The sequence below is a fragment of the Saccharibacillus alkalitolerans genome (assembly GCF_011090185.1).
Taxonomy (GTDB): Bacteria; Bacillota; Bacilli; order Paenibacillales; family Paenibacillaceae; genus Saccharibacillus; species Saccharibacillus alkalitolerans.
On record NZ_JAAFGS010000003.1, the window covers coordinates 65879 to 85944 of the forward strand.

At 57.1% G+C, this 20066-nt stretch carries 17 protein-coding genes; all 17 read right to left on the minus strand.

Annotated features, from left to right (window positions below):
* Positions 1-122: 122 nt before the first annotated feature.
* Positions 123-1064: a bifunctional riboflavin kinase/FAD synthetase gene (locus GYN08_RS09020; protein ID WP_166273893.1), complete on the minus strand. Its 942-nt coding sequence runs from the start codon at positions 1062-1064 to the stop codon at positions 123-125.
* Between the two features lie 66 nt (positions 1065-1130).
* Entirely contained in the window at positions 1131-2045 is a 915-nt protein-coding gene (truB, locus tag GYN08_RS09025) for a tRNA pseudouridine(55) synthase TruB (RefSeq protein ID WP_166273894.1), read from the minus strand.
* Positions 2042-3019, minus strand: a complete 978-nt coding sequence (locus GYN08_RS09030) for a DHH family phosphoesterase (protein ID WP_166273895.1) — start codon at positions 3017-3019, stop codon at positions 2042-2044. Before GYN08_RS09030 ends, truB begins: the two co-directional genes overlap by 4 nt.
* Positions 3006-3410: a 30S ribosome-binding factor RbfA gene (gene rbfA / locus GYN08_RS09035; protein ID WP_166273896.1), complete on the minus strand. Its 405-nt coding sequence runs from the start codon at positions 3408-3410 to the stop codon at positions 3006-3008. The genes GYN08_RS09030 and rbfA overlap by 14 nt, the downstream gene beginning before the upstream one ends.
* An 18-nt stretch (positions 3411-3428) precedes the next feature.
* On the minus strand, positions 3429-5933 hold the full coding sequence (infB, locus tag GYN08_RS09040) for a translation initiation factor IF-2 (RefSeq protein ID WP_166273897.1): 2505 nt from the start codon (positions 5931-5933) through the stop codon (positions 3429-3431).
* Positions 5926-6249: a L7Ae/L30e/S12e/Gadd45 family ribosomal protein gene (locus GYN08_RS09045; protein ID WP_166273898.1), complete on the minus strand. Its 324-nt coding sequence runs from the start codon at positions 6247-6249 to the stop codon at positions 5926-5928. The genes infB and GYN08_RS09045 overlap by 8 nt, the downstream gene beginning before the upstream one ends.
* Complete coding sequence (gene rnpM, locus GYN08_RS09050; RefSeq protein WP_166273899.1) at positions 6242-6553, minus strand: RNase P modulator RnpM; 312 nt, start codon at positions 6551-6553, stop codon at positions 6242-6244. Before rnpM ends, GYN08_RS09045 begins: the two co-directional genes overlap by 8 nt.
* Positions 6554-6585: 32 nt before the next feature.
* Positions 6586-7683 carry a transcription termination factor NusA gene (gene nusA, locus GYN08_RS09055; protein WP_166273900.1) on the minus strand — a complete coding sequence of 366 codons (1098 nt, stop codon included), beginning with the start codon at positions 7681-7683 and terminating at the stop codon, positions 6586-6588.
* 34 nt (positions 7684-7717) lie between these two features.
* The gene (rimP, locus tag GYN08_RS09060; protein ID WP_166273901.1) at positions 7718-8185 is read right to left on the minus strand and encodes a ribosome maturation factor RimP; all 468 of its coding nucleotides are present in this window, start codon (positions 8183-8185) and stop codon (positions 7718-7720) included.
* Between the two features lie 208 nt (positions 8186-8393).
* Positions 8394-12725, minus strand: a complete 4332-nt coding sequence (locus GYN08_RS09065) for a PolC-type DNA polymerase III (RefSeq protein ID WP_166273902.1) — start codon at positions 12723-12725, stop codon at positions 8394-8396.
* Between the two features lie 137 nt (positions 12726-12862).
* Entirely contained in the window at positions 12863-14320 is a 1458-nt protein-coding gene (gene proS, locus GYN08_RS09070) for a proline--tRNA ligase (RefSeq protein WP_166273903.1), read from the minus strand.
* Between the two features lie 74 nt (positions 14321-14394).
* Positions 14395-15681 (minus strand): RIP metalloprotease RseP, encoded by a 1287-nt coding sequence (gene rseP, locus GYN08_RS09075; protein WP_166273904.1) that lies wholly within the window; start codon positions 15679-15681, stop codon positions 14395-14397.
* Between the two features lie 100 nt (positions 15682-15781).
* Positions 15782-16921 (minus strand): 1-deoxy-D-xylulose-5-phosphate reductoisomerase, encoded by a 1140-nt coding sequence (locus tag GYN08_RS09080; protein ID WP_166273905.1) that lies wholly within the window; start codon positions 16919-16921, stop codon positions 15782-15784.
* A gap of 51 nt (positions 16922-16972) precedes the next feature.
* Positions 16973-17773, minus strand: coding sequence for a phosphatidate cytidylyltransferase (locus GYN08_RS09085; RefSeq protein ID WP_166273906.1), 801 nt, complete (start codon positions 17771-17773; stop codon positions 16973-16975).
* A gap of 83 nt (positions 17774-17856) precedes the next feature.
* Positions 17857-18633, minus strand: a complete 777-nt coding sequence (locus GYN08_RS09090) for an isoprenyl transferase (protein WP_166273907.1) — start codon at positions 18631-18633, stop codon at positions 17857-17859.
* An 81-nt stretch (positions 18634-18714) separates the two neighbouring features.
* Positions 18715-19269: a ribosome recycling factor gene (frr, locus tag GYN08_RS09095; protein WP_166273908.1), complete on the minus strand. Its 555-nt coding sequence runs from the start codon at positions 19267-19269 to the stop codon at positions 18715-18717.
* A complete protein-coding gene (gene pyrH, locus GYN08_RS09100; protein ID WP_166273909.1) occupies positions 19269-19994 on the minus strand; it encodes a UMP kinase in 726 nt (241 codons plus the stop codon). The genes frr and pyrH overlap by 1 nt, the downstream gene beginning before the upstream one ends.
* Positions 19995-20066 lie beyond the last annotated feature (72 nt).

The following is a 20066-nucleotide window of genomic DNA, read 5'->3' on the forward strand; positions in this document are numbered from 1 at the left end:
AAGAATATCCCCAAAAGCCTCGTAGCGGCCGGTGAAAGCCTGCAACCAAGCCATGGTTAAGTCACTCACGTGTCCGTAAGCAACGTAGTTCAGTATAACAAAAGTACATTCAAAAGTAAACCTTAACCTTTTAAAATCCGCCTAGCTTCTTCGGCATCTTTCGCGATCTGCGCAACCAGCTCGTCAATGCCCGAAAATTTACGTTCCGGACGAATATACCGCACGAAATCCATCCATACTTCTTCGCCGTAAATGCTGCGATCGAAATCGAACAGATGCGTCTCGAACGTCGGCTTGACGCTGCCGTCCGTAAAGGTAGGCTTAACCCCGACATTCATGACGCCGTCCAGCACTTCGTCGCCCAATCCGAAACGCACGGCGTATACGCCTTTCGCCGGCGTCACGTAATGACCCGACGGATCGACGTTCGCCGTAGGGAATCCGATCGTGCGGCCGCGTTTATCGCCTCCGACGACGGTGCCCTGCACCCGGTACGGCCGTCCGAGCCAGAGACGGGCTTTTTCCGCGTCGCCGGCTTTGAGAGCCGCCCGAATACCGGAGCTGCCGACCTTTTCCCCGTCCAACAGGAACGGCGACACCGTCTCGACGGCGATCTTGCCTCCGCTGAGCGGGCCGAGCGACTCCGCCGTGCCTTCGCCCATGAAACCGAAACGGAAGTCGAAACCGACAACCGCCGCCTCCACTTCGAGCGGCAGCAGCACGTTGGCCACGAAATCGGCAGGCAGCACTTTCGAGAAGTCGGGCGTAAACTCGCCGACGTACATATAATCGACGCCCAGCTCTTCCAAGATCCGTTCCTTGTCGCGCAGCGGCGTCAAATAACCTTCGTAGTCGCCTTTGCCCATCACTTCTTTCGGATGGGGATGAAAAGTCAGAACCGCGACCGGCAGTCCGAGGCTGCGTCCCATTTCCAACGCACGCCGAATGACGCTGACATGCCCGAGATGAAGCCCGTCGAACTGGCCGATGGCCATGACCTGCTTTTGAACGGAGATCGTTTCTCCGATCCCGACTAAAGGATAAGTTAACGTTACCGTCTTCACTCTTCGATCACCTGCATTTTCCGCCGGCTGCCGTTCTCCGTCCGGTTTTCGTTCCCGCGGCAAGCGCTAAGGAAGGAAAACTTTGACGGGAACGACTTTTTCGGCTTCTTCGTCCCATTTGTAAATCCCGATAAAACGGTCATCCGGCGCATACAGCCTGAATTCCCTTGTCATGCCCTTCGCGGAAGGCGATACGGCCCAGGCCGAAAGCTTTTGTCCGCGCAGCGCATTTTCCAACCGGCTTTCATCCACGAAATGCTCGGGCATATGCAGGGCCGCCTTGTCCGCGCGGATCAGCGCTTCCTCCAGCGTACCCGCTTCCGCCCGCTCCGCAATTTCGTCGAACGTCAGGCAGCGGTCCAGTCCGATACCGGCCGACAGGGTCCGCTCCAGCTTCGCCATCGCCGAAGGCACGCCCAATCTGGCTCCCAGGTCGACGCACAGCGTGCGGATATACGTGCCTTTCGAACAGAGCACGCGCAGCGACACTTCCGGCTGATCGCCGTCCTGAAATTCCGTCAGCTCCAGCTCGTGGATCACGACTTCGCGGGCTTTGCGCTCGACCGTCTTGCCTTCGCGCGCCAGCTCGTACAGCCGCTTTCCGTCGACTTTTACGGCGGAATACATCGGCGGAGTCTGCATAATCGGACCGATAAAGTCCTTTAACGCTTCCCGCACCTGCGCTTCCGTCACTTCGGCCTTCGTCATTTCTTCAATTACGGTTCCCGTCAAGTCTTCGGTATCGGTAGCGATTCCGAGCTTCAGCACCGCCCGGTATTCCTTCGGCATTTCCTGCAGATACTCGACCATCCGCGTGGCGCGTCCCAAACAAAGGGGGAGTACGCCGGTAACGGACGGATCGAGCGTGCCGGTATGGCCGATTCGTTTCATTTTCAGCAGCCTGCGGCACTTCGCCACGACGTCGTGCGACGTCATGCCCGCAGGCTTGCGTACCGGCAGTACGCCGTCGAAATCGTTCATAGCGATTGTTTGATCCTTTCGATAACAAGCTTGGTCACTTCTTCAAGCGTGCCTTCCAGCCGGCAGCCGGCGGCGCGCACATGCCCGCCGCCGCCGAATTCGGCGGCGACCGCCGCCACGTCCACTTTGCCGGCCGAGCGCATGCTCGCCTTGACCGCGTTTTCGTCGATGACTTTAAACAAAACGCCGACTTCAACGCCTTGAATATTTCGCGGGTAGTTGACGATGCCTTCCAAATCTTCGTTCGCAGCGCCCGCTTGTATCATATGCTCCGGCGTGACATGCACCCAGGCCACCTGTCCGTTCTCCGACATTTGCAGCGTGCCGAGCGCCAACGTCAGCACATCGAACTGCGGCTTGGTCAGCTGCTCCAGCAGCGAATCCGCCAGATCCGGACCGTTAACCCCGAGCTCCAGCAGATGCGAAGCGATCTGCATCACTTTCGGCGACGTGCTGGAATAGCGGAATCCGCCCGTATCGGTCAAAATGCCGGTATACAGCATTTCCGCAATGTTGCGGTCCCAACCGAGGTCGAACAACGCCACCAGATCGTACAAAATTTCTGCCGTCGCGGCCGCGTCGGCCTTGATCAGGTTCTGCGTTCCGTAGCGGTCGTTGGTCGGATGATGGTCGATATTGAGCATATTCGCTCCTTCTTCCATCCATTCCGAGACCAGCCCGACCCGCTTGAAATCGGCGCAGTCCACGCAGATCACGCTGCCGTAAGTGCGCGTGCGTTCGGTCAGACTCATATCGACGATTGTCCCCGCCCCGTGCATGTACGTCATCCGCTGCGGAATGGGACCTTCGTTGATCAATGTGAAGGTTTTCCCCAAACGCGAGAGAAGCCAGCCCACCGCGAGGGTGGAACTGACTGCGTCTCCGTCCGGCTGTACGTGCGCCACGACCAGGAAATCATCATGCTTTTCGATAAACGTTCGTGCATCGAGCAGATCCTGTTCATACGTCCGCATCGCCGTCTCCTTTATTGCCTTTAGTGCTTTCATTGTCTTTAGCCGGCTCCTCGGTCTTGATCTGTCCGAGAAGACTTTCGATCTTGCTTCCGTATTCGATCGACTGATCGATATGGAACAGCAGTTCCGGCGTATGCCGCAGACGGATCCGCTTGCCGATCTCGCTGCGCAAAAATCCGGTCGCTTTGGCAATGCCCGTCAGCGATTTCTGCTTTTGTTCGTCGTCTCCGAAAATGCTCAGATAAACGTTCGCCTGGGACAGGTCGCCCGTCACCTCCACATCGGTGACGGTGACGAACCCGATCCGGGGATCTTTCAGTTCGCTCTGGATCATTTGGCTGAGTTCCTTTTTGATCTCCTCGGCAACCCGGCCTACTCTAATCTTCGCCATTTGTTTTCACCCCACTTTTTAGCGCTCGACGGCCTCCATCACGAATGCTTCGATGATGTCGCCTTCCTTAACGTCGGCGTAGTCGAGCGTAATGCCGCACTCGTAACCTTGGGATACTTCTTTGGCATCGTCCTTGAAGCGCTTGAGCGAGTCGACCTTGCCTTCGTGGATGACGATGCCGCCGCGGATCAAGCGAGCTTCCGCGTTGCGGGCGATTTTGCCCTGAATAACCATCGAACCCGCGATAGTGCCGACTTTGCTGACTTTGAATACATTGCGGACTTCGGCTTGGCCGATCACTTTTTCTTTATAAACCGGATCGAGCATGCCCTTCATGGCCTGTTCGATCTCTTCGATCGCGTTGTAAATGACGCGGTGCAGACGAATGTCGACTTTCTCCTGTTCGGCCGTGATAGCCGCCTGGTTGTCCGGACGGACGTTGAAGCCGATTACGATGGCATTCGATGCCGCCGCGAGAATGATGTCGGACTCGTTGATCGCGCCGGCGCCGCTGTGAATGATCTTGACGCGTACGCCTTCGACTTCGATCTTTGCGAGCGAGCCTTTGAGAGCTTCGACCGAACCCTGCACGTCGCCTTTGATGATGACGTTCAGATCTTTGATCTCGCCGTCCTTGATGTGCTTGAACAGATCGTCCAGCGTAACGCGGGTATTCGCGCCCATGTCGGATTCGCGCTGCGTGATCGCGCGTTTGTCGGCGATGCTGCGGGCTTTGCGCTCGTCTTCGAAGACCATGAACGGATCGCCGGCCAGCGGCACTTCCGTCAGACCCGTAATTTCGACCGGAGTCGAAGGGCCGGCTTCTTTCAGGCGGCGTCCTTTGTCGTTGACCATCGCCCGTACGCGGCCGAAGCAGTTGCCCGCCACGAAGGCGTCGCCTACTTTGAGCGTGCCGTGCTGAACGAGTACGCGGGCTACCGGTCCGCGGCCTTTGTCCAGTTCGGCCTCGATGACCGTACCGCGGGCGCGTTTGTCCGGGTTCGCTTTGTAGTCGTTGACTTCAGCAACGAGCAGAATCATTTCGAGCAGACCTTCAAGGCCCATTTTTTGCTTCGCGGATACGTTGACGAAGATCGTGTCTCCGCCCCACTCTTCCGGAACGAGGCCGTATTCGGTCAATTCCTGCTTGACGCGATCCGGATTGGAATCCGGCTTATCGATTTTGTTGACCGCCACGATAATCGGCAGATTGGCCGCTTTGGCGTGGTTGACCGCTTCGACCGTCTGCGGCATAACGCCGTCGTCGGCCGCGACCACGATGATGGTCATATCGGTAACCTGGGCGCCGCGCGCACGCATGGCCGTGAAGGCTTCGTGGCCCGGAGTATCCAGGAACGTAATCTTTTTGCCGTTGATTTCGACCTGGTAAGCGCCGATGTGCTGCGTGATGCCGCCCGCTTCGCCGCCGGTTACGTTCGTCGAACGGATGGCGTCGAGCAGAGTCGTTTTGCCGTGGTCGACGTGACCCATGATGGTTACGACCGGCGGGCGTTCTTTCAGATCCGCTTCGTCGTCCACTTCTTCGATCGTCTCGAAGCGGTCGTCCTCGACCGGGATCTTGATTTCGACTTCGACGCCGAAATCGCCGGCCAGCAGCTGGATCGTGTCGATGTCCAGTTCCTGGTTGATCGTGGCCATGACGCCGAGCATGATCAGCTTCTTGATGACTTCCGAAGCGTCCTTATGCAGCAGCTTGGCCGTTTCGCCGACGGTCATCGTGCCGCGCACGATAATTTTCTTCGGCGTATTGTCGATTTTCTCTCTCGGCGGCTGTTGGCTACGTCCGCCTCCGCGGTTGCCGCCTTTGCCTCCGCGGCCGCCTTGACCGCCGCGGAATCCGCCGCGGTTATCGTCGGAACGGCGTTGGCCGCCCGGACGTCCGCCCTGGCCTCCGCGGTTGCCGCCTTGGCCTCCCTGACCGCCTCCGCGGTTGCCGCCGAAGCCGCCGCCCGTGGAAGATCCGCCGCGGCTCGGCGAAGTGCCGCCCGCACGGTTTTGCGAACCGCCGCTGCCCGAAGGGCGCTGGCTTTGTCCGCCCTGGCCGCCTTGTGCAGGACGGCTGCCGCCTTGGCCGCCGCTCGGGCGCTGGCCTTGGCCGCTTTGCTGCGGACGTCCTTGACCGCCGCCCTGCGGACGGCTTTGTCCTCCGCCTACGGAAGAAGGACGGCTGCCCTGAGGACGGTTACCGCTTTGACTTGACGACTGACTGCTGTTTGGGGTTTGTGGTTTATTATTCATACCTACCTGCTTTTCTTGTGAATTTTTTATTTGGCTGTCACCGTTCGATTGCGGCTTACTGCTTGGAGATGCCGGCTTGGAGGCGTTCGACTTGATGTTTCGAAAAAATTGTTCCACTTTGCCGATCGCTTCGGGCTCCATCACGCTCATGTGATTGTTTACCGGCATTTCGAGTCTTTTCAAAATGGTAATGATTTCTTTACTGCTCATGTCGAGCGACTTGGCGTATTCATAGACCCGAACTTTGTTTTCTGGTTTACTCAATATACTCCACCTCCGACGTAGTCCCCAGTTTCCTGCGGATCATGTCGGCGAATCCCTGATCGGTCAGCGCGAGCACAAGGCGTTCCGGCTTGCCGATGCTGGCCCCGAGCCGCTCGCGGTCGAAGCCGACGAGCAGGGGAATGCCGTATGAACCGCATTTGTCGCGAAACTTTTTGTGGGTATTGGACGAGGCGTCGCCGGCCAAGACGACCAACTTGGCTTCGCGCGACCGGATGGCTTTGAGGACCAACTCGTCTCCGGTAACCATCTTTCCGGCGCGCATGGCCAGCCCCAGTCCCGAAAGCTCATTATTCATCGTCTGTTTCTCTCTCCTGTAATTCACGGAATTGGTGTTCCACCCGGATGAAATCCCGGGCAAGCTGTTCATAGATCTCGGCCGGTACCGGCTGCTTGAGCGCGCGGTCGAGCGCTTTGTTCTTCTGGGCAAGCCTGAAGCATTCCGCGTCCGCGCGCAAATAAGCGCCTCTGCCGGATTTTTTGCCCGTCAGGTCAATTTCGATCTGGCCTTCCGGCGTGCGGACGACCCGAATCAATTCCTTCTTGGGCAGCATTTCCTGGCTCGCCACGCATTTGCGCAGCGGCGTTTTTCTCTTCTTCATCTCTGTCTCCCCGCTTTCGCCGAGCCCGGCTGTCAGTCGAAGGACACGGAGTCCTGCGGCAGTTCGCCGTCGTACGTGCGCGCTCTGCCGAATTCTTCCTCGGCCTGCGTCTCGCTCTTGATATCGATCTTCCATCCGGTCAGCTTCGCCGCGAGACGGGCGTTCTGGCCTTTGATGCCGATCGCGAGCGAAAGCTGATAATCCGGCACGATGACGCGAGCCATTTTCTCGGCTTCGAAAACTTCGACTTCCAGCACCTTAGAAGGGCTGAGCGCATTCGCCACGTATTCTTCCACGCTCTCGGAATAATTGACGATGTCGATCTTTTCGCCGCGAAGCTCGTTGACGATGGTCTGAACGCGAACGCCTTTCGGGCCTACGCAGGAACCGACCGGATCGACTTCCGGATTGCGGGAGTAAACGGCGATTTTGGAACGGAAACCCGCTTCGCGGGCAACCGATTTGATTTCGACGACGCCGTCGAAAATTTCCGGCACTTCAAGCTCGAACAAGCGCTTCAGGAGACCCGGATGCGTCCGGGACAAAATGATTTGCGGTCCCTTCGTCGTGTTCTCCACTTTGGTTATATACCCTTTGATACGCTCATTGTGCGCAAATTTCTCGCCCGGCATCAATTCCGTAAGCGGCAGCGCCGCTTCGATCTTGCCGAGATCGACATAAAGGTTCCGGGTGTCCATGCGCTGCACGGTACCGGTTACGATGTCTTCCGTCTTGTCGACGAACGCGTTATAGATCAGGCCTCTTTCCGCTTCGCGAATGCGCTGCGTGACGACCTGTTTGGCCGTCTGAGCGGCGATACGCCCGAAGTCGCGAGGCGTGACTTCGATCTCCGCAATGTCGTCGATCTGCAGATGCGGGTTGATTTCCCGTGCGCTTTCGAGCGAAATTTCGGTGCGATCGTCCAGTACTTCCTCGGCGACGAGTTTGCGCGCATATACCTTGATTACCCCGGTATTGCGGTTCATATCCACTCGCACGTTTTGAGCCGTATTGAAGTTGCGCTTGTAGCTGGAAATCAGCGCCGCTTCAATCGCTTCGAAAAGCACCTCCTTGCTGATCCCCCTCTCGCGCTCCAGCTCGTTCAAAGCTTCAATAAAATCCGTACTCATTTGCCCAACGCTCCCCCTTCCAAGACTATCTATATTAGAAAATGATGGCCAGCCTGGCGCTGGCAACTTTGTCGTAAGGCACCGTTGCCTGCTTCTGCTTCTTGCCGACGGCGATCACAAGCTCGTCGCCCTCGAACGACAGAAGCTTGCCCTCGAATTCCTTCGATCCGCCAACCGGCTCGTAAGTGGTCACAAAAACGTCTTTGCCGACCGCCTTGCGCACGTCGTCCGCTTTTTTGAGCGGCCGTTCGGCTCCGGGAGACGATACCTCCAGGAAGTAAGCCTCGTCGATCGGGTCGTTTTCATCCAGTTTCTGGCTCATGTACTCGCTGATTTGCCCGCAGTCGTCGATATCGATTCCGCCTTCTTTGTCCACGTAAATCCGCAGGAAGTAACTTCCGCCTTCCTTGACGTATTCCACGTCCACAAGCTCGAATCCATGCTCGGCCAAATACGGCTCGATCATCTGTTCCACGGTTGTTTTGATCTTCGGTGTGCTCAAGCATTCACCCTCCAAGCGTTGTCAGGTTCCGTCCGCAGGGGCGGCGCAGAAGATGTGAGCCCAAAAGTAAAGAGTGGGTTGCCCCACTCTCTACGCAAAGGTCTATCTCCTACTGTGTCTAACTCCAATTTCCTCTAGCCATTATACCATAGGCAGGCTATGGTGACAAGTATCGGGGCTTTACAAAGCGTCCCGCCGAGCTTTGCCGTCAAAACAGCGAAAGCTGGTTGCTCTCCGGCAGACCGCGGAAGCAGCCGAGCTGGCCGAGCAGTTCGATGATCGTTTTCGATGCTTTGGACTTCTGCTGGAAGTCTTCGATCGACAGAAATTCGCCGTGTTCGCGAGCGGCCGCCACGCCGCGGGCCGCGTTCTCGCCCAGACCCGCGAGCGCCGCGAACGGGAAGATCAGGCTGCTGCCGTCGACGATAAACTTGGTGGCGTCGGAACGATACAGGTCGATCGATTGGAACGTAAAGCCGCGGGCCGTCATTTCAAGCGCCATTTCGAGGATCGGCAGCATCGCTTTTTCTTTCGGCTGCGCCTGGAAGCCCTTTTGCTCGATCTCGACGATTTTGCGGCCGATCGCTTCGTAACCCTGGCAGAACAGCTCGATGTCGAAGTCCGCCGCGCGGACCGAGAAATACGTCGCGTAATATTCGATCGGATGATAAAGCTTGAAATAAGCCGTCCGCACGGCCGAGATTACATAAGCCGCGGCGTGCGCTTTCGGGAACATGTACTGGATCTTCAAGCAGGAATCGATGTACCAGTTCGGCACTTTGCATCTCTTCATCTCGTCGATCCACTCCTGGCTCAAACCTTTGCCCTTACGCACGCTCTCCGTGATCTTGAACGCGAGGCCCGCGTCCATGCCCGCTTTGTAGATCAGGAACAGCATGATATCGTCCCGGCAGCCGATCACGGTTTTGATGTTGCAGGTTCCGTTCTTGATCAATTCGTCGGCATTGCCGAGCCAGACGCCGGTTCCGTGCGATAGGCCGGAAATCTGCAGAAGGTCGGCAAAGCTGGACGGCTTGGCCTCGATCAGCATCTGGCGGACGAATTTCGTCCCCATTTCCGGCACGCCGTACGTCGCGACGGGGGTCCGGATCTGTTCCGGCGTAACGCCGAGCGCATCCGTCGAATTGAACATGCTCATGACTTTCGGATCGTTCATCGGGATGGTCGTCGGATCGACGCCGGTGAGATCCTGCAGCATCCGCATCATGGTCGGATCGTCGTGCCCCAGAATATCGAGCTTCAGCAGGTTTTCGTCAAACGCGTGATAGTCGAAGTGGGTCGTTTTCCACTCCGCGTTGACGTCGTCGGCCGGATACTGAACCGGAGTGATATCTTCGATCTCCATATAATCCGGAAGAACGACGATGCCGCCGGGGTGCTGCCCGGTGCTTCGCTTGACGCCGGTACAGCCTGACGCCAGCCGGTTCAGTTCGGCGGAACGCCAGCGCTTTTGATGCTCTTCTTCGTATTTTTTCGCAAAACCGAACGCCGTTTTCTCGGCGACCGTACCGATCGTGCCGGCGCGGAATACGTTGTCCGGCCCGAACATCGTTTTGGTGAAGTTGTGCGCCTGCGGCTGATACTCGCCGGAGAAGTTCAAGTCGATATCGGGAACCTTGTCGCCTTTGAAGCCCAGGAAAGTCTCGAACGGAATATCGTGTCCTTCGCCGAGCATGGTCGACCCGCAGTCCGGGCATTCCTTGTTCGGCAGGTCGAATCCGCTTCGCACGCTGCCGTCGAGGAACCATTCGCTGTGCTTGCACGCCTTGTTGCGGCAGATGTAATGCGGAGGCAGCGGATTGACCTCGGAAATGCCGAGGAACATCGCGACGACGGACGAACCGACGGACCCCCGAGAACCGACCAGATAGCCGTCGCTGTTGGACTTTTTCACCAGGCGTTCGGAAATCAGATAGTTGGCGGAGAAGCCGTATTTGATGATCGGCTCCAATTCTTTTTCCAGGCGGGCAATGATGACTTCCGGCAGTTCGTCGCCGTACATGTCCTTTGCCGTACTGTAGCAGGTGTCGCGGATTTCCTGGTCTGCTCCTTCGATGACGGGCGTGTACAGCTCCGAAGGGAACAGCTTGAGCTCCTCGAAGCGGTCGGCCAGTTCGGACGTGTTGGTCACGACGACTTCTTTCGCCTTTTCTTCGCCGAGGAATTTAAATTCTTCCAACATCTCTTCCGTGGTGCGGAAATGCGCGTCGGGTTTGTTCTGGTCTTTGAGCGGGCTGAATCCCGTAATGCCGTGAATGGTAATATCCCGGTACAGCTTGTCGCGTGGATCGAGGTAATGCGCGTTGCCCGTCGCCACGACCGGCTTGTTCAGCTTATTGCCGATTTTGCACACTTTTTCGACGGCGATTTTCAACTCTTCCGCGCTGCCGACCAGTCCTTTGTCCACCAAATGCATATACATGGTCAGCGGCTGGATTTCGAGAATATCGTAGAACTGCGCGACTTCCTCCGCCTCTTCCACCGTTTTGTTGAGGACCGCTTCGAAAAACTCGCCTTTTTCGCAGCCCGACAGGATCAGCAGGCCTTCGCGCATTTTTTCGAGCTTCGACTTCGGAATACACGGTACCCGCTTGAAATGTTCGGTATGCGACATGGATACGAGCTTGTACAAATTTTTTCTGCCCACGTCGTTCAGCGCATAAATGCCGCAGTGGAACGGACGGGCGTTGGACAGGTCCATGCCGACGAAGTCGTTCAACCGGCTCAAATTTTTCAAATTGCGCTCCTTGACGGCTTCGTCGATCAATCCCGTCAGAATGCCGCCGAGCGCGATCGTATCGTCAATGGCGCGGTGATGGCTCTCAAGCGCAACTTTATACTTGGTCGCCAGCGTATTCAAACGGTGATTTTTCATCGACGGATGCAGCAAACGCGCAAGTTCCAGCGTATCGAGCACTGGATTTTCCATTAGAGGCAGACCGAAATTTTTCAGCGTTGCCTGAATGAATCCGATATCGAATCTCGCGTTATGGGCAACCAAGATGGAATCGCCGGCAAATTCGACGAATTCGCGAATAACGCTGTCAATCTCGGGCGCGCCCCTTACCATGTCGTCCGTGATGTTGGTCAGCTGTTGGATATGATACGGAATCCGCTCATGCGGATCGACGAACGTCGAATATCGTCCCAGCTCCTGGCCGTTCTGCATTTTGACAGCCGCGATTTCGATAATCTTGTTCTGCGTGATCGACAAGCCGGTGGTCTCGATATCGAATACGACATACTCGGCCGTCTTCAATTCCTCGTCCCGCGGGTTCTCCACGACCGCCACGGAATCGTTCACGACGTTCGCTTCAAGGCCGTAGATCATTTTGATGCCGTTTTTTTTGGCCGCTTTCGCCGCGTCCGGGTAACACTGCACGCCGCCGTGGTCCGTAACCGCGATCGCTTTATGCCCCCACTTGGCGGCCCGTTTGACGTACTCGTCGATCGAGCAGACCGCGTCCATCGTGCTCATTTTTGTATGCAGGTGGAATTCGACCCGCTTCTCTTCGGCGTTGTCCATGCGGATCGGAGGCGACTTGATTTCCATCAAATCCGACGGGATCATGACCAGTTCCGGAATTTGCATAAAACGATCCAATTCCACGCGGCCGCGCGCCTTGACCCACTTGCCGTTGGCGAGCAGGCTCATGACTTTGAGATCCTCTTTGTTTTTGGCGAACATTTTCATCTGCAGGGAGTCGCTGTAATCGGTCAGATAGTACGTAAACAGAGTGCTGCCGTTGCGGAGCTCTTTGCTCTCAAGGCCGAAAATAAGACCTTGAATCGTAATTTTCTTCTCCTCGTCCTGCAAATTCTGCAGAGGCACGGCTTCGTCGCGAATATCGTAGCCGATCTGCAGCTTGATATTCTCCTCGCCTTCGCTTTCGCTGCCCGCGCTGACTTCGGCGTCGATCTCGGCCATCATCTTCTCGATCGCGGCCAGCTCTTCGCGGCGGCGCATCTCGTCGAACGCGGCTTTCGCCTCCTGGGCGGCGGCTTCGCCTTCGTTGACGTTCAGTTTGACCTGCAGCTGCAGCCCGAAGTATTTTTCGTAAAAATCGATCAGCGCCCGGTCGATGTTCCGCTTGCGCGCCATCTCCAGCGACATGTTGTCGGTAAACGACACGGTCGTCGTTTTGCCTTCCGTCACCGCTTGGGCTCTCGCCATCCAGCCGTTAACCGACGGAATTTCGCGCTGTGCCCATTCGATGAACAGCTTCCAGTACTCGCCGATAATTTCGCTTTCCCGGTTCTCGCCCGTATATTGAAAAAGGAAGCGAATCTTCGCGATATGCTTCAGCCGCTCCTGGATCTGCAGACAGAACGTGCGGTAAATCTGGGCCGGTACCAGCGTGTCCTTGACGAGCACGATTTTCCAGTCCCGGTTCGAACGGCTGATTTCCACCCGATCGATATATCCGTCGTTAAAATAAGGGTCCGCCGCGCTGGCGGGCATCTCGGCCTGCTTCATCAGCAGTTCGAGCCGCTGCCGGCGCTCTGCCGTCTCACTCATCGTCTGTCCCCCTTTGTTTCGTAAAAAGCGAAGAGCTTCCGCGGCGGGCCGCTATCTTCGCCTCGCCGCCGGAAGCTTCATTCCGGGCTGCCTTCATCCGGTTGTCCGGCCGTACGGGCCCGGTCTAACTGCATGCATCAATACGCTTTGGCGAACACGACCGTATGCTTGGCCGCTTCTCCGCAGGCCGCGCAGGTCGTCTTGCGCTCCCGCGGCTCGAACGGAATGTTGCGGCTCGTCGCTCCGGTCTCGGCGCGTACCGTTTCCTCGCAGGCTTCGCTTCCGCACCAGCCGGCGAGGAAAAATCCGCGCTTTTCTTCCATCTGCGCTTTCATCTCGTCCAAATTGTCCACCGCATGGAAATTGCTTTCGCGGAATTCCAGCGCGCGTTGGAAGATGCCTTTTTGCACCTCGTCCAGCAGCTGCTTCACTTCCGCCGTCACGTTATCCAGCTGCACGGTCAGCTTGTCGCCGCCCAGGCGCGAAGCCAAGAGGCAGACGCCGTTTTCGATGTCTCGCGGTCCGATCTCGATCCGCACCGGCACGCCGCGCATCTCGTATTCGTTGAACTTCCAACCCGGACGCACGTCCGCGCGGTCGTCCATGCCTACGCGAATGCCGGCGGCTTTAAGCTCGGCATACAGCGCGTCGGCGCGCTCAATGACCATATCGCGCGTTTTCGGAGGGCCGATCGGGATGATCATCACCTGCGTCGGCGCCACTTTCGGCGGAATGACGAGGCCGCGGTCGTCGCCGTGCGCCATAATCATCGATCCGATCAGGCGGGTACTGGTACCCCAAGACGTCGTGTGGGTGAATTCCAGCTCGTTGTCCCGGTTGAGGTACTGGATTTCGAACGCCTTGGCAAAGTTCGTTCCCATATAGTGAGACGTTCCGGCCTGTACGGCTTTGCCGTCTTTCATCATCGCTTCGATCGAGAACGTGTCGACGGCGCCCGCGAATTTTTCCGAAGGCGTCTTCTGCCCCATCACGACCGGAAGCGCAAGGAAATCTTCGACGAAGTCGCGGTACAATTCGAGCATGCGCATCGTTTCTTCGCGCGCGTCCTGCTCGTTCTCGTGCGCCGTATGGCCTTCCTGCCACAAAAATTCGCTCGTGCGCAGGAACGGAAGCGTACGCTTCTCCCAGCGCATGACGTTTGCCCACTGGTTGATCAGCACCGGCAGGTCGCGGTACGACTTGATCCATTTGGAGTACATATGGCCGAACATCGTTTCCGACGTCGGACGCACCGCGAGACGCTCTTCGAGGATGTCCCCGCCCGCTTCCGTCACGAACGGCAGCTCCGGGTTAAAGCCTTCGATGTGCTCTTTTTCTTTTTGGAAAAAGCTTTCCGGAATCAGCATCGGGAAATAGGCGTTGCGGTGTCCCGTTTCCTTGAACCGGCGGTCCATTTCCTGCTGAATGTTTTCCCAGATGGCGTAGCCGTCCGGGCGGAAGACGATGCAGCCGCGAACCGGCGAATAATCCATCAGCTCCGCTTTTTTGATGACGTCGATATACCAGCGCGAAAAATCTTCGCTCTGCGGCGTAATTTCGGTAACGAACTGTTTATCCTGTTTCTCGCTTGCCATGACATTCCCTCCGTTTATCGAACGAACCGCTTTTGCCGCCGCAGGGCGGCACGGCCGGTTCCTAACCGTTCGTTCTAACTATTGATAATGCGCAAAATATCGTTATACGTGACGGCGATCATCAGCAGGAAAATGAGCGCGAAGCCGACGAAGTGGACGATCCCTTCTTTGTTCGGATCGATCGGCTTTCTGCGCACCGCTTCGATGCCGAGGAAGATCAGCCGGCTGCCGTCCAGCATCGGAATCGGCAGCAGGTTGAAAATGCCGAGGTTGATGCTGACCAACGCCGTCCAGAGAATCATCTGGTCGATGCCCTGGCTCGCGATTTGTCCCGTCGCCTGCAGCGTGCCGACCGGCCCCGCTAACTGGTTGATATCGAAGCGTTCGAACACCAGCTTGCGGAGCGCGTCGAGAATCGCCGTGCTTCCGCTGGCGAACGATTTGCCTGCGAACTGGAAGGTTTCCGTGAAAGAGGCGCTTCGTTTAAGCTGTTCGAGCGCGATGCCTACCTGCAGCACTTCGCGTCCGTCCTCGGTCTTGACCGTCTTGGGCGTGACCGGAATCTGCAGCGTTTCGCTTCCGCGCTCTACGGCCATTTGAATTTCGCTGCCGCCGGAAGCGTTGACGAGTTCGGTTACTTTGGACAGGTCGCCGTTCACGGGCTGCCCGTCGATGCTTTGCACGACATCGCCTTTTTGCAGGCCTGCGGAAGCCGCCGGCGTACCGGCGACCACATCGCCTACCTTGACACCCGTCGCTTTTTCGTCGGGAACGCCGGATACTTGAACGTAAATCAGAAACAGAACGAAAGCCAGCAAAAAGTTCATCAGAGGTCCGGCAAAGATCGCCAGCGCCCGCTTGCCGACGCTTTTGCTGCGGAACTGACGATCCTTGGGAGCGACCTGCAGTTCCTGACCTCGCATAACGATATCGGCTTTCCGGTCGACGTCCAGATGCTGCGTTTCGCCGTCGACGTTCAGACGGATCTGCATCCGGTCTTCGATGTCGATCCATTCGATTTCGCCGATCACGACGTTGCGGCGGGTATCGAGCCGATCGAGATAAATTTTCTTGACGACCCCTTCATCGGATAAACGGACGGCGATCGTCTGCCCCGGTTGAATCGGATCGAGTTCCGGGTCTTCGCCGGCCATTCTTGCGTATCCGCCCAGCGGAAGCATGCGCAGGGTAAACGTCGTTTCGTCTCGTTTATAAGCAAACAGCTTGGGACCGAAGCCGATCGCAAACTCGCGGACGAGAATTCCCGCTCGTTTGGCAAAATAATAATGTCCCCATTCGTGGACCGTAACGACGACGAAAAACATCAATACGGTCAGCACGACAATCTGAAGTGTCATCATATCTGGTCTGATCCTCCCTGTTGGTAAAGCCCCGAATCGGATGAAGCGGCATTCCGTAAGGCCGAAAAACGGCGGGAACGATCATGCGAGCGCCGCGCGCTTACTCGGCAGCGACGCGGCGAGCCCAGACGTCGGCTTCCCGGATCGCGTCCAGATCCGGGTCGGCTGTCGCGCTGTGCCGCCGCATCACCCGTTCCAGCGTCTCTTCGATCTGCAGGAACGAAATTTCTCCGCGCAAAAAACGCGCGACCGCGATCTCGTTCGCCGCGTTGAATACGGTCGGTGCGGTTCCTCCCATTCTACCACATTCGTAAGCCATCCTTAAACAAGGGAAGCGTTCGAAATCCATTTCCCGGAAATTCAACTTTCCGACTTCCGCCAGCGATAAACGCTTGGCGTTCAGCGGAATCCGGTCCGGGTAGGTGAGCGCGTATTGGATCGGCACTCGCATGTCGGGATTTCCGAGCTGCGCGACGATGCTGGTATCTTGAAACTCGACAAAAGAGTGGATAATGCTTTCCGGATGCAGCAGCACGCCGATCTCTTCGTAAGACAATCCGAACAGCCAGTGCGCTTCGATCACTTCGAGTCCCTTGTTGACCATGGTCGCGGAGTCGATCGTGATCTTTGCTCCCATCGACCAGTTCGGGTGTTTGAGCGCGTCTTCGACCGTGACGTTCTCCAGTTCCTGCCGGCTCAAATGACGGAACGAACCTCCGGAAGCGGTCAGCGTAATGCCCAGCAGCCGCTCCCGAGGCTCTCCGTTCAGACATTGGAAAATGGCCGAATGTTCGCTGTCCACCGGCAGGATCGGCACGCCCTGTTCGGCTGCGCGCCGCATAACCAGGTGGCCGGCCGTCACCAGCGTCTCCTTATTGGCAAGGGCGATCGTTTTGCCTTGGTCGATGGCCGCCAGCGTGGCGGGCAGCCCCATGCTGCCCGTCACGGCCGTCACGACCGTATCGGCTTTCGTTCCGGCGGCGATCTCGATCAGGCCTTCGTCGCCGAAGAAAACTTCCGTTCCCGCAGGAACCTGATTTTTCAACGAATCCGCGGCTTCTTTGGTCGCTACCGACACTTTTGACGGACGAAAACGCCGAATTTGTTCCAGCAGCAGCGAAGTATTGTTCCCCGCTGCCAACGCTTCGATTTGAAAATGTTCGGGATGCTCCTCGGCAACCTGCAGAGTTTGCGTGCCGATCGACCCCGTGGAGCCGAGCAGCGCTATCTTTTTCGTCATGTTCCGTTGTCCCCTTTCCGTTTCCTTTTCCTTCCCGGGCGGCGCCCTAGTCTAGTAAGGAAGCAAAAGCAGTATATGTACGAAAGGGAATACTGCCAGCCAGCTGTCGCACCGGTCCAGAATCCCTCCGTGCCCCGGAAGAATGCTGCCCGAATCCTTGATTCCGTACACCCTCTTATAAGCCGACTGGATCAAATCGCCCATTTGCCCGACGACCGAAGCGGCCAAACCGATGAGCATCGCCCGAACCGGGTCAAGCAGCGCCGGCGCGGTCAGGGAAAAAGCGATCGCGATGACGACCGCGATCAGAATGCCTCCCACAGCGCCCTCGATCGTTTTATTCGGACTGATTGCCGGCCAAAGCTTGTTTTTGCCAAAAGCTTTGCCGGTAAAATAAGCGCCGGCGTCGCTGCCCCAGATACTGAGCAGCAGCAGGAACGTCCAAAACAGCCCGTGCCCGTCCGGCGTATCCCGGGAGATGGCAATATAATAAAAACCCAAGCCGACATAGACCGCTCCCAGAAAGAGAAGCGCCGCCTGCTTGATATTGATTTCGTTTTTGGTGAGCACCGTCGCGCAAAGCAGCAGCAGCAGAGCCAGCCAAATCGCATGCTGAGGCGGCATCGGAAAATCCAAGTTCCATGCCTGCCACGGGAATGTCAAATAGGCCACGCCCGCGTAACCGATCCAGGCTTCCGTCCGAAAAGGGGCGCCCGTGCTCATTTTCGCAAACTCGTAATAGCCGACAAGTGCCATCAGCATGACCAGCGCCGGGTACCATACTCCGCCCACGACGCATAATCCCAAAAATAACCCTCCGGCTACGACGCCGGTTATAATTCGCTGTTTCACCGTCTCATCCTCCGTCCGGGCGACGCCGCTATTTCAAATCGCCATACCCACTCCCTTGAGTTTGTTTCCCCAAGCGCAGGCGGTTATTTCAAACCGCCGTATCGGCGCGTGCGCCGCTGGTATTCGGCTACCGCTTGTCTCAGATGTTCTCTGCCGAATTCCGGCCAATAGGCGTCCGTGAACCACAATTCGCTGTAAGCAATCTGCCATAGCATGAAGTTGCTGATCCGAAGTTCGCCGCTCGTCCGGATCAGCAGATCCGGGTCCGGCATGCCCTCGCTTTGCAGATGGGCGGAAATCATGTCCTGATCGATGTCTTCCGAACGAAGCTCGCCGGATTCGACCCGACGCGCAATCTCGCGCACCCCTTCCACGAGTTCGCGCCGCGCGCCGTAATTCAGGGCGAAATTCAATACCAGTCCCGTATTGCCCTGCGTACGCCGCGTTGCTTCGCGCATCGCCGACAGCGTATGTTCGGGCAAATTCTCCATATTTCCCATCATGCGTACCTGCACGTTCTTTTCAATGAGCTCTTCCAGCTCGAGTGCAAGGAACTCCTGCGGCAGCCGCATCAGGAAGTCGACTTCTTCTTTGGGCCTGCTCCAGTTTTCCGTGGAAAAAGCATACAGCGTCAAATAGCGAACGCCCAGTTCGTCCGCGGCGATAGTGGCGCGCTTGACCGCCTTCATCCCGCTCTGGTGACCGACGATCCGCGGCATGCCGAGCTTCTTGGCCCATCGTCCGTTGCCGTCCATGATGATGGCGATATGCTGCGGCACATTCTCCGCCGAAGGTTCGGCCGGTCCTGACGCTCCTTCGCGCTCTTTCGGACCGATCCATGAGCGAAACCGATTTATCATGTCTTCTCCTCCATGCTTCAGCTCCCGTAGATGTCCCTAAAAAAGACACAACCCCACCTGTAACGGAGGGGTCGCGGGGTCTTAAACTTCCATAATCTCTTTTTCTTTTGCAGCGATCACTTTATCGACTTCCGCGATATATTTATCCGTAAGCTTTTGGATGTCTTCCTGATGGCCACGGGATTCGTCTTCGGAGATTTCGCCCTTTTCTTTCTTCTTGATGTCGTCGTTGGCGTCGCGGCGAATGTTCCGGATCGCAACCTTGCCTTCTTCGCCGAACTTTTTCGTAAGTTTGACGAGTTCCGCCCGGCGTTCTTCCGTCAGTGCCGGAATTACGAGACGAATCGCATTGCCGTCGTTGGAAGGCGTCAGACCGAGGTCCGATTTTTGAATGGCGCGTTCGATTTCGTTCAGCGACGATTTGTCCCACGGCTGAATCATCAGCGTGCGGGAATCCGGCGTATTAATGTTTGCCAGTTGGTTCAGCGGAGTCGGAGCTCCGTAGTATTCGACCTGAATCCGATCGAGCAGAGCCGGAACCGCACGTCCGGCGCGCAGCGTACTCAGATCGCGCTGAAGCGCCTGGATGGCTTTGACCATGCGTTCTTCCGCGCTTTTTTTCACGGCTTGAGGCATTAATCTACACTCCCTTTGACGATCGTTCCGATTTTTTCACCGAGAACGACTTTTTTGATATTGCCTTTTTCGGTAATGGCAAATACGATCAGCGGAATATTGTTGTCCATGCACAGGGAAGAAGCGGTAGAGTCCATCACGCCCAGGTTGCGGTTCAGCACTTCCAGGTAGGTGAGCTGCTCGTATTTTTCAGCGGTGCTGTCGACGAACGGATCGGCCGAGTAGACGCCGTCCACTTTGTTCTTCGCCATCAGGATCACTTCCGCCTCGATTTCCGCAGCGCGCAGCGCGGCGGTCGTATCGGTCGAGAAGAACGGATTGCCCGTACCTGCGGCAAAGATGACGACGCGGCCTTTTTCCAGGTGACGGATCGCTCTGCGGCGGATGTACGGTTCGGCGATCTGCTGCATCGCGATCGAGGTCTGCACGCGCGTCGGCACGCCGATCGATTCGAGCGCGTCCTGAAGCGCCAGCGAGTTCATGACCGTCGCCAGCATCCCCATGTAATCTGCGGTCGAACGGTCGATCCCGCTCGCGCTGCCGGCGATTCCCCGCCAGATATTCCCTCCGCCGCAGACGACTGCCACTTCTACCCCGAGCGCCACCACTTCTTTGATCTGCTCGGCAATATCGGCAATGGTCAATCCGTCGATTCCGTATCCGTTCTGTCCCGCAAGCGACTCGCCGCTGACTTTGAGTACCACTCGCTTAAATGCAGGCTGCATCTATTTACCCTCCGCTTTTTTCCGCTGCCTGAGTACGGGGAGAACCCCGGTTAAAAAAGAAGGAACACCGAG